Source organism: Mammaliicoccus sciuri, assembly GCF_002901825.1.
Classification (GTDB): Bacteria; Bacillota; Bacilli; order Staphylococcales; family Staphylococcaceae; genus Mammaliicoccus; species Mammaliicoccus sciuri.
The window spans coordinates 396186-405599 of sequence record NZ_PPQD01000018.1; the positions used below are offsets into that span (position 1 = coordinate 396186).

The 9414-nt window shown below is 29.8% G+C and carries 9 protein-coding genes; 3 read left to right on the forward strand and 6 right to left on the reverse strand.

The window, feature by feature from the left end; translation table 11 throughout:
- Positions 1 to 48: 48 nt before the first annotated feature.
- The 5 genes from CD035_RS06445 to CD035_RS06465 form a co-directional block, all read right to left on the reverse strand.
- Positions 49 to 384, reverse strand: coding sequence for a YuzB family protein (locus CD035_RS06445; protein ID WP_025904905.1), 336 nt, complete (start codon positions 382 to 384; stop codon positions 49 to 51).
- Between the two features lie 78 nt (positions 385 to 462).
- Positions 463 to 1302: a lipoate--protein ligase family protein gene (locus CD035_RS06450; RefSeq protein WP_048541435.1), complete on the reverse strand. Its 840-nt coding sequence runs from the start codon at positions 1300 to 1302 to the stop codon at positions 463 to 465.
- Positions 1303 to 1304: 2 nt separating this feature from the next.
- Positions 1305 to 2291, reverse strand: a complete 987-nt coding sequence (pta, locus tag CD035_RS06455; RefSeq protein ID WP_048541433.1) for a phosphate acetyltransferase — start codon at positions 2289 to 2291, stop codon at positions 1305 to 1307.
- A 113-nt stretch (positions 2292 to 2404) separates the two neighbouring features.
- Complete coding sequence (locus CD035_RS06460) at positions 2405 to 3085, reverse strand: hypothetical protein (protein ID WP_048541431.1); 681 nt, start codon at positions 3083 to 3085, stop codon at positions 2405 to 2407.
- A 71-nt stretch (positions 3086 to 3156) separates the two neighbouring features.
- Positions 3157 to 4956, reverse strand: a complete 1800-nt coding sequence (locus CD035_RS06465) for a purple acid phosphatase family protein (protein WP_048541429.1) — start codon at positions 4954 to 4956, stop codon at positions 3157 to 3159.
- Positions 4957 to 5615: 659 nt separating this feature from the next.
- Between CD035_RS06465 and CD035_RS06470 the strand changes: the two genes are divergently transcribed.
- Genes CD035_RS06470 through CD035_RS06480 form a run of 3 tightly spaced genes read left to right on the forward strand, consistent with a single transcriptional unit; the run spans position 5616 to position 8508 of the window.
- A complete protein-coding gene (locus CD035_RS06470) occupies positions 5616 to 6488 on the forward strand; it encodes a hypothetical protein (RefSeq protein ID WP_048541426.1) in 873 nt (290 codons plus the stop codon).
- Positions 6485 to 7282 carry an aspartyl protease family protein gene (locus CD035_RS06475; RefSeq protein WP_048541424.1) on the forward strand — a complete coding sequence of 266 codons (798 nt, stop codon included), beginning with the start codon at positions 6485 to 6487 and terminating at the stop codon, positions 7280 to 7282. The genes CD035_RS06470 and CD035_RS06475 overlap by 4 nt, the downstream gene beginning before the upstream one ends.
- Positions 7283 to 7290: 8 nt before the next feature.
- A complete protein-coding gene (locus CD035_RS06480) occupies positions 7291 to 8508 on the forward strand; it encodes an MFS transporter (RefSeq protein ID WP_048541422.1) in 1218 nt (405 codons plus the stop codon).
- A gap of 52 nt (positions 8509 to 8560) precedes the next feature.
- Here CD035_RS06480 and CD035_RS06485 read toward each other — a convergent pair.
- Positions 8561 to 9414, reverse strand: an 854-nt coding sequence (locus CD035_RS06485; RefSeq protein ID WP_103354209.1) for an ABC transporter substrate-binding protein, incomplete at its 5' end; no start/stop codon positions are given.

Sequence of the window (9414 nt, forward strand, 5' to 3'; positions counted from 1 at the left end):
AAGCCCCCACTTCATGTTGTAGTGAGGGGATTATAGCTAATATTTATATTATGACTGTGTCTTTTTCAACTTCTTATTTAACTTCTCGTCTAATTCTTTTTGTCGACGTTTTCGTTCTTCATTTCTAAGTCGCAATCTTTCTTCTTCTTCTGGATCGCGTTTCTTTTGAAGTTGTTTTTGGATTTTTTCCATTAATTCGTCTTCTGTTAAAGCGGCACATGGGCGGTTATTTACGAATGCGAATGTCTTTCTTCTACCTGGTCCACAATATGATTGGCATGCTACTTCTATTTCAGCTTCTGGGTCTAATTTTTTAATTTTTTTCAAAAGTGATGGCAAGTTAACGGCTTGGCAATCATCGCAGACTTGAAATTTATTTCGCATTTGTTCCCCCACCTTTCTTAATTGTTAATTTTGCAATAAATTATTATACCACCTTAACAGTTGTTTGAGAATGTCATTTTATCGTTTTTCCATATTTCGAATCATTTTATCATTGCGTTCAATCATTCGTTCGAAATATTTATCGTACAATGTCCATTCTTCCGTTGTGACAGGATCCATATTCAAAGTTGCACCTAAATTTTTCAAACTTCCTAACAATTTAAATAGTATGTCGTTAGTTGTATATTCAGTGCCTAATAATTCGTTCAATGAAGCCATGCTTTCAGGTATAATAGTCGGGTAAATGAATTTTGTCTTTTCGTTTTTCAGTGCATGTTCATAGAATGCTTTCATCATTTCGGCACGTTCAGCGCCTGATCCTTCCACACATAAATAGATTTGAACTGCTATACCACCTTTCACTCTTCGTTGTGATATACCAGCAAACTTTTGATTATGAATACTTAAGTCATAACTACCAGGGCAGTATGATGCGGTAATTTCTTTATTCTCAATTTCATTAGTATCTTCTTTAAACATTTCACGAATAAGACGTAACATCACTTCATATCCTGTATCAATGGATACATCATGCTTACCCTTAAAAATTAAAGATATATTAAGCACACCTTTATCTAGCACAACACCTAATCCACCAGAATTTCTAACGATTGCACTATAACCTCTAACATCATTTAAATATGCAATACCATCTTTTAAATAAGGTAATCTAGAATCATGTATGCCTAATATCACGACGTGATTGTGTATCCATGTCCTAACAACACTTGGACTTTTATCATTTCCTACTTGATCACAAAATGTATCATCGAAACTAAAGGACTGCATTGGCTGCAGTCCTGAAGTGTGGTCAATGTATCGCCATTCTTGTGTAAAATAATCTTGCAAATTAGCCATGATTATAATGTTTGAGCAGCTGTAATGATTGAAAGACTATATACGTCTTCAGCTGAACAGCCACGAGATAAATCGTTAACAGGTGCGTTTAAGCCTTGTAATACAGGACCAACTGCATCAAATCCACCTAAACGTTGTGCAATTTTGTATCCAATATTACCCGCTTCTAAGCTAGGGAAGATAAATACATTTGCATCACCTTGAATTTCAGAATTTGGTGCTTTCTTAGCAGCAACTTCTGGTACGATTGCTGCATCAAATTGGAATTCACCATCTAATACAACATCTTTTAAATCTGTTTCTTTTAAGTTCTCTTGAGCAATAGAAACTGCTTCAGATACTTTTTCAGTATCAGGTGATTTAGCTGAACCTTTAGTTGAGAAGCTTAACATTGCTACTCTTGGAGACATACCAAATGCTTGAGCAGTCTTAGCACTTTCGATTGCAATCTCAGCTAGGTCTTGTGCATTAAGTTCTGGGTTAATTGCACAATCACCGAATACATATTGTTCTTCACCTTTAGTCATGAAGAATACGCCAGATGTTTTTGTAACGCCTGGTTTAGTTTTGATAATTTGTAATGCTGGACGTACAGTGTCTGCAGTTGAATGTGCTGCACCACTTACTAATCCGTCAGCTTGATTTGTGTAAACTAACATCGTACCGAAGTAGTTAACGTTATTTAACAATTCTTCAGCTTGTTCTTGAGTTGCTTTACCTTTACGACGTTCAACAAATTTTTCTACTAAATCTGCTTTTAGTTCACTAGTTTCTGGGTTGATGATTGTAAGACCATCGATTGATAAGTCTGCACCAGCTGCAGTTTCTTTAATTTTTTCTTCATTACCAAGTACGATTGGTGCAACCAAATCTGTAGATTGTAATTTAACTGCTGCTGTTAATACGCGCGCATCTTCACCTTCTGGTAATACGATACGTACATTTTTACCTGATAGTTTGTCGCTTAGAACATTAAGTAAATTAGACATAATTGCCTCCTATATATGATTGCTATTATTTTTCCATTCACAATTATAACATTTTTTCATAAATTTTCACGTATCTAAACTGTGAATTTATATTGGATATTTTTAAAATATTATCATTTATATTCTGAAAGCAACATTTTCCATTTTTTATTTAAAATTTTATCCTTTGAAACTGTAAATTTTTCGTTTGGTTTTAAATTTGGATCTTTGCCGTTGTAATCTTTAGTTGCAAATCCTGTTGATAGGGATGGTTCACTATTTGGCTTGAATTGATATTCGTATACTTTACCGTTATCTGCAAACAAATATTTCGTAATCGGTTTATCCATTTTAGCGACACTACTGTATCCTTGAATATTATTTAAATCTTGTGCCTGTTCATCATAACCACCTTGATTATGCTTGCCTTGATACATCGTTAATCCAACAACGTTATGGATATTAAAATGTTTCCACCCTGGTTTATCATGATCTGTTATTTGTATTTCACCATCGTCACTAATCGCATAGCCATCACCTTCCATTTGTTCATTTCGACTAAAATAACGATTAGTTACTGCTTTATGTTGATCTTGGCCATATTCGTCAGCAATTTTTAGTAACTTTTGTTTCAATTCATCTTTGTCTTGCTCTGAAAGTTGAATATGCTTAGTTTCAGCATGTTTCGTTTCACTATGTTGCTTTGTCTCTTCTTGTGAACTATTTTGACAACCGCTTAATATTAAGATCATCACTACTGCCACACTTAAATAATTGAATACACGTCGCAAAGTAACCGCTCCTTCTATTAACAAATAGGCGCCTCCATATCATCATATTTGAAGGAGACGCCTTATGGATATTTATTTAACTTTAAAATCTATGATTAGTCTTTTTTAATACCGAATTCATCGACTAATTTAACTGTTCTTTGTTCACCTTTACTAATATCGCCATGTAATTGATAAATTTTAACGACTAATTTACCTTCAGATACATCATAAACTGAAAAGTTCTGATCAGATGAATCACGATTATTTTCATGACTATCGTTAAAAGCATCTGTCTTATGAGGTTGCTCACCTATCGCAAATAAACTATTATAATGATCTAATTCTTCTTGAGTTAAATCTTCTAGCTCTGGTCTAACTTTCTTAATATGTTCTAAAGGACGGTCGTATATACTGTCATACGCTTTTGTACCACCTGTATTAGGCAGTACGTAGACTGAACCTTCTGGGTTGTCATAATATGTGATGTTATCTTGACCTCTAATTTGTTTGGCATCTTCTTTCTTAGCATTTACAAAGCTATTTTTAGTCGATGTATGTTCTAGTGGTTTCGTACGAGAAAGCACATGGTCATGACCTTGTAATACTAAATCCACATCTAAATCATCAATTTGTTGAGTCAGTTCGTCACGTATTTTAGCAACATCTTCATCTGATAATGCATGATACGATTTAGAATACATTGGTTTATGCAGGTTTAAGATAACCCATTTAGAGCCATTCTTTCTGGCATCTTTAATATCTTGTTTAATCCATTCCATTTGTTCTTTGCCAATTGCTTTTTCTTCAGGATTATCTTTAGATTTCTTATTATCATTCGTATTAGCGACAACCATATGTGCACCATTATAATCAAACGAATAATAAGATCCACCATTGACCGCATTGTTTTCTTTAGGTACATTGACATGTTCATTATACTTTGTCAGTAATTTTTCATCATCTTCACTTAACGCATATTCGTCATGGTTACCAGGTGCAGAAGCTACTGGTAGTGACATAAATGATGGACGTGATTGATCATATAAATCTAACCACTCATCTTCAATTTCTGCAGTTTCTACAAAGTCTCCTGTGTGTAATGCGAAGTTTGGATTACCTGCTGTTTGAATAGCATTGCTTAACGTATCTGCTCCAAATTGTGCTTCATTTCTTACGTGTTCATTCCAATAAGCATTTTGTGTATCTGTATACTGTACAAATTGGAAAGGATCGCCGTTGTTGCCAGAAGTCTTAAATTGTCCAACTTCACTTTGAGGACCACTTGCACTACCTACTCGATAATAATATGTAGTATTCGGCTTTAATCCCGTTGCTTTCGCTTTATAATTATATTCAGGAACTGTCATTAGTTCAGACTTCCCATGTTTATCACCGCGCGTCCATTCAGCACCTTGTGCATGTTCATCTGTATAATATCCATTTATTTTCTCTTTACCTTGAGCATCTTTTACAGGTTCACCTTCATCATCTTTTTCTACATCCGCAAAGATGAAATTGCCGTTCTTATCTCGTTCAACATATTTAGAATCCACTTGCTTAGAAGTTGCATCAAACGCTTGTGCATCATCAAATTGACCCGACTCTGACACCCAAACTTTAGCATCATTAAATTGATCTGTCGTATACCAATTAAAAGCCATTTCTGTTTTCGTATCACCATTAAAATTCGTAATAATACGATTCGGCTGATTTTTCTTAGGTACAGGCGCTACTTCCGGTTTCTGTGACATCACTTTAATATCCGAATGAGATTGTTGATTCACAACAGACGAATCAGATCCCGAACCACCAGCACCACTCGCCTCAACCGTACCAGAAGTAGAAATCCCTAATAATAACATCATACAAGCCGTACCACTAATGAATCTCTTTGCTATTGACTGATTATACATGTACACTTCCTCCTAATTAACCCTATAGTGATTTAAAAAGCAATCTATTAAGAAGTATATCAATCATATTTTAACCTTATGTAAAGATAGTATGAGTATTGTATGAATGTAATATGAAGAGAGATGAGTTAGGAAAATAATCATTGAAATAAAACTGAAAATTCCGTTAATTCAATTGCTAAATTTTGGATATCGCACTATAATATAGAAAAGATATAGATAAATTTATATAGAAAGGATGTTTATTATGGAAAATAAAGAAGTTGTAGAAACAGTAATTGAAACAGAATCTAACCCACGTATAACAATTTCATGGTAGTATAAAATCTACTAAAAAATCCAAGAAAAATCTTCTCTAAAGGTTAATTTTTCTTGGATTTTTATTTTTTGATATACTTTCTCTTTTTCTAGAATAGTTCACCTTCTATTGTACTATTATTTATGTTTATAGATTAAAAATTTTTAATGTCATAGAGAATAAAGATACTAAAGTTTCAATTGTAATTACTCCGTTGTATATATTTTTACTAATAAACATTTTACTTCACTTTATTTTTATAAATTTTAATTATTTAAATGCATTCCACTTATAAAATAATATATCCTTTTTAATGGAAGTTTAGTATAATTATAGAAAATTATACTTGTAGGAGATTGAAATGCAAAAAAGTACACTTATTAATTTATTGAATATTGATGAAGATCAATACGATACTTATAATAAAGTGTTGAAAAATTTAAATATAGAATTTTCATCAATATATTTTCCATTTATAGAATCTAATGATTTATTACCAGTAAGCTTTTATTCTTACTATCCCGTTGTTTTTCAAGATTTTTTCAATTTTTCTAAAAAAGAAATTTTTCATTTGATAGATTTATCTCATTTTCATTTTATATGCCTATTTATTTTAGACAAGTTATATGATTGTAATACTAATAAAGAAAAATTAGATTTTTTAATTATGACAGAGATGTATAGTCATGCTAAATCAAATATATTTAAAAATATAAAAAATGATAATATAAATGTTGAAATACAAAGACTATATGCTATGAATATGAAATCTTTATATGATGAAAAATATAATTTAGACATATACCAAAATAGAGATATGAATGATATTGAATTATACTGTACAGAAAAATATTCATTTGCAAAAATTATGATTCTACTATTTTCAGATGTTAGAAAAATCGATAAAAACTTGTTAAAGCTAATTCTACATACTCATGATAAATTTGCTATTGCTAGACAGATCCTAGATGATTTAACAGACTATATAGAGGATTTCAGTGAAAACACATTTAACATTTATTTGAATCAATTAGACAACACCTATTTGCAATCCAAAAAACTCAATAATACAGAGTTAAAATTTTATTTAATTAATTACTCAATTAAAAACTTTGAAATTATAAAAGACATACTCTATACATATAAATATACTAGTTGGTATAAATATATAGATTTTTACCATTCAGAAGCTTTAAATTTAAAAAATGATTATGAAGATAAGGTAAAAAAATGATTAATATTATAAGAAAAATATTAAAAAAGCGTAATAATTTCATCGTTACTGATGTAATTATAAATAATAAAAGCAAATCATTTCTAATTGATACAGGTTCTGAGAAATCATTTATAAAAGCGAAAAATAATGATAGATATAAAGAAAATAAATCTAAAAGATATTTAGTGAAAGGATTAGGCGGAAATAAAATATATAGTAAAACATACTCTATACCTTTAATTAATATCTGCGGTATTGAAATTCAAGAAGTCGAATTCATAGACTTTAAATCTAATAGTATTTTGTTTAAATACTTAAATATTGATGGAATTATTGGATGGGATATTTTAAAAAGATTTTCTTTTAGTTTAGATTTCAAAAATTATATTATATTTTCAGAAAAGATAAGTAGTAGTCATTTCCTCATTAATATACCTGTTATATCTAATGAGAAAATCCCTGTATTTGAAGTCATGATAGATAGTCAGAAATTCAAATCTATAATAGACACTGGCTCTACTTATACATACTGTAATAATGAACAAAAATTAAAAAATTCATTTTTAGAATCAGATTTTGAAAAGAAAATTATACTTGGAATTAATGGAATTACTTTTCAATATCACGCCTTTAAAAAATATAAAACTGTTACTTTTTTAAATAAATATAATTTTCAAATCCCCAAATTATATATTGAAGAGAGTAAAAATAACAATATGTATTATGAGGTTTTACTTGGCAATGACTTTTTAAAAGACAAAATACTGACATTTAACCATGAGTATCAGTATTTTAAATTAAGTATGGGGTGAACTTACATATGAATAAAAATATTTTCAAAATATTATCTATTACTTTTTGGGGGAATTTTTTTAGTAGTACTTTAATATTTATTATTGGATTATATATCTTGAAAGAATTTGAAAATATTATTTTGTTTGGATGGAGCCAAGCTATTGGCCCTATTGTAACACTGGCTTTAATGCCTTTTTTAGGTCCAATAATAGATAAACTATCTAAGAAGAAAATATTAATTATTGGTCAATTTATTTCAATAACAGCTCTATCTTTATATTTTTTCACTTTCTCTCATCACAATCTTTATCTATTATTAATGATTATTGTCTTTCTAAAAATTACAGATAATATTGTCACAACCGCTATTTCATCTACTATCATATTAATAACTGAAGAAGATGAAGTTCAGCGCATAAAATCATTACAACAGGTATTGTTAGCATTAATCAATATTATGGCTCCATTACTAGGTGCCATATTCTTCACTGTAATTAGCTTAAAATCTTTAGTATTTATTGAATTGATTTGCGAAATGATTTGTCTCTTATTTATTACGAGTTTGCATATTAAAAATAGAAGAATCACAGATAACACAGGTGATGAGAGAATTTTAAGCATGTTTTTAGACGGATTAAAATATTCATTTAAACACAAGAAAATTATGTTCTCACTTTTTTTCGCGGGAATAGTGAATTTCATCCTATGTTCTTATCTAATCGGACTTCCATACATTCAAGTAAATGTATTAGATTTTAAAAATATAGAGTTCGGACTTACTGAAAGTATATTTTCTTTAGGACTGATAGCATCAGGTATATTTTTATCAATTTCTAAAAGTTTAAAATATCCTTTGAAATTCTCATATTTGAGTGTAATTGGAATGAGTTTTTTAACAATTCTTTTAGGTTCATTATTAATGATTGAATTTAATCGCTTTATATATATACTTTTATTTTGTGGATTTAACTTTATTATAGGAATTTTTATATCATTTGCGAGTATTCCAGTAACCAGTTGGTTAACGATCAATATTGAAAACGCATATCAAGGAAGAATATTTAATTTATTGAATGTTCTATCACAAGTTCTTTTACCATTAGGAATACTATTCTATAGTCAAATATTCAATTACTTTAGTTACACTACTATTTTTATTATTAGTGGAATTGTGCTTTTTCTATTTAGTAGCCTGAGTACAAAAATATTTGCAATTGATTTAAATGATAATGAATTAAGTTAATTTATTAGAACAAAAAAGAAGCTCAACTCGAGCTTCTTTTTTGTATATTACTTTATTTTTTTAATAATTCTTTTTTAAATGTTTCTGCTTGTTTCTCTACTGAGATTAAATCTCCGTATAATGCTTCATTACTTGTATAGTAAATGACGTTATTATTTTTCACTGCTTTATTATTTTTCCAAATTGTTGAATTTGTAAATTCATTATTTGGTTTTTTACCGTCTTGTGTTGGAATAAATAAGTAGTCTCCTGAATAATCGTTAAATTTTTCTTGAGGTACTTTCATGAATTTTTCTTTTGGCATTGCTTTTTTAGCTTCTGGATCTTCTTTTAATTTGAAACCATCGAATAGTGCGTCACTACCTCTACCGAATCTTGCGCCGAACTGATAAATATCTTTTGCTTGTACGTCCATAATTGAAGCTGTTTTATCTGCTCCGATATGTTTTTTAATTTCTTTACCGTCTTTTAAAAGTTTATCTGATAGTTCATCTGCTTGTTTTTTAGCTTTTTCTTCTTTGTTCACTAATTTACCGTATTCGATATGCGTTTGTTTATAATCTGTGTCTTGTACTTTTAATGATACGGTTGGTGCTATTTTTGAAAGTTTATTATTATTTTTATTTTCTTTATACGTTACGATTAAATCTGGTTTAAGCTTCGCTGCCGCTTCAACATCTTCTGGATCTATTTTCTTAACATCTTTCATATCTAAATATTTAGAATCTGGGAATACACTTGTGATCGCTACTGGTTCTACACCTAATTTTTTCAAGTTACCATAGTTAGCTGTCAGTAATAGAATACGCTTTGGATTTTTAGGGATTTTTACTTTATCTCCACTTTCAGTCGTAAATGTTCGTTCTTTACTGTCACTTTTACTACTTGATGCTTCGTTCTTATTAC

Coding starts and splice junctions, on each gene's coding strand:
- CD035_RS06470 (WP_048541426.1), top strand. CDS start 5,616: ATGCAAAAAAGTACACTTATTAATTTATTGAATATTGATGAAGATCAA.
- CD035_RS06475 (WP_048541424.1), top strand. CDS start 6,485: ATGATTAATATTATAAGAAAAATATTAAAAAAGCGTAATAATTTCATC.
- pta (WP_048541433.1), bottom strand. CDS start 2,291: ATGTCTAATTTACTTAATGTTCTAAGCGACAAACTATCAGGTAAAAAT.
- CD035_RS06450 (WP_048541435.1), bottom strand. CDS start 1,302: ATGGCTAATTTGCAAGATTATTTTACACAAGAATGGCGATACATTGAC.
- CD035_RS06465 (WP_048541429.1), bottom strand. CDS start 4,956: ATGTATAATCAGTCAATAGCAAAGAGATTCATTAGTGGTACGGCTTGT.
- CD035_RS06445 (WP_025904905.1), bottom strand. CDS start 384: ATGCGAAATAAATTTCAAGTCTGCGATGATTGCCAAGCCGTTAACTTG.
- CD035_RS06480 (WP_048541422.1), top strand. CDS start 7,291: ATGAATAAAAATATTTTCAAAATATTATCTATTACTTTTTGGGGGAAT.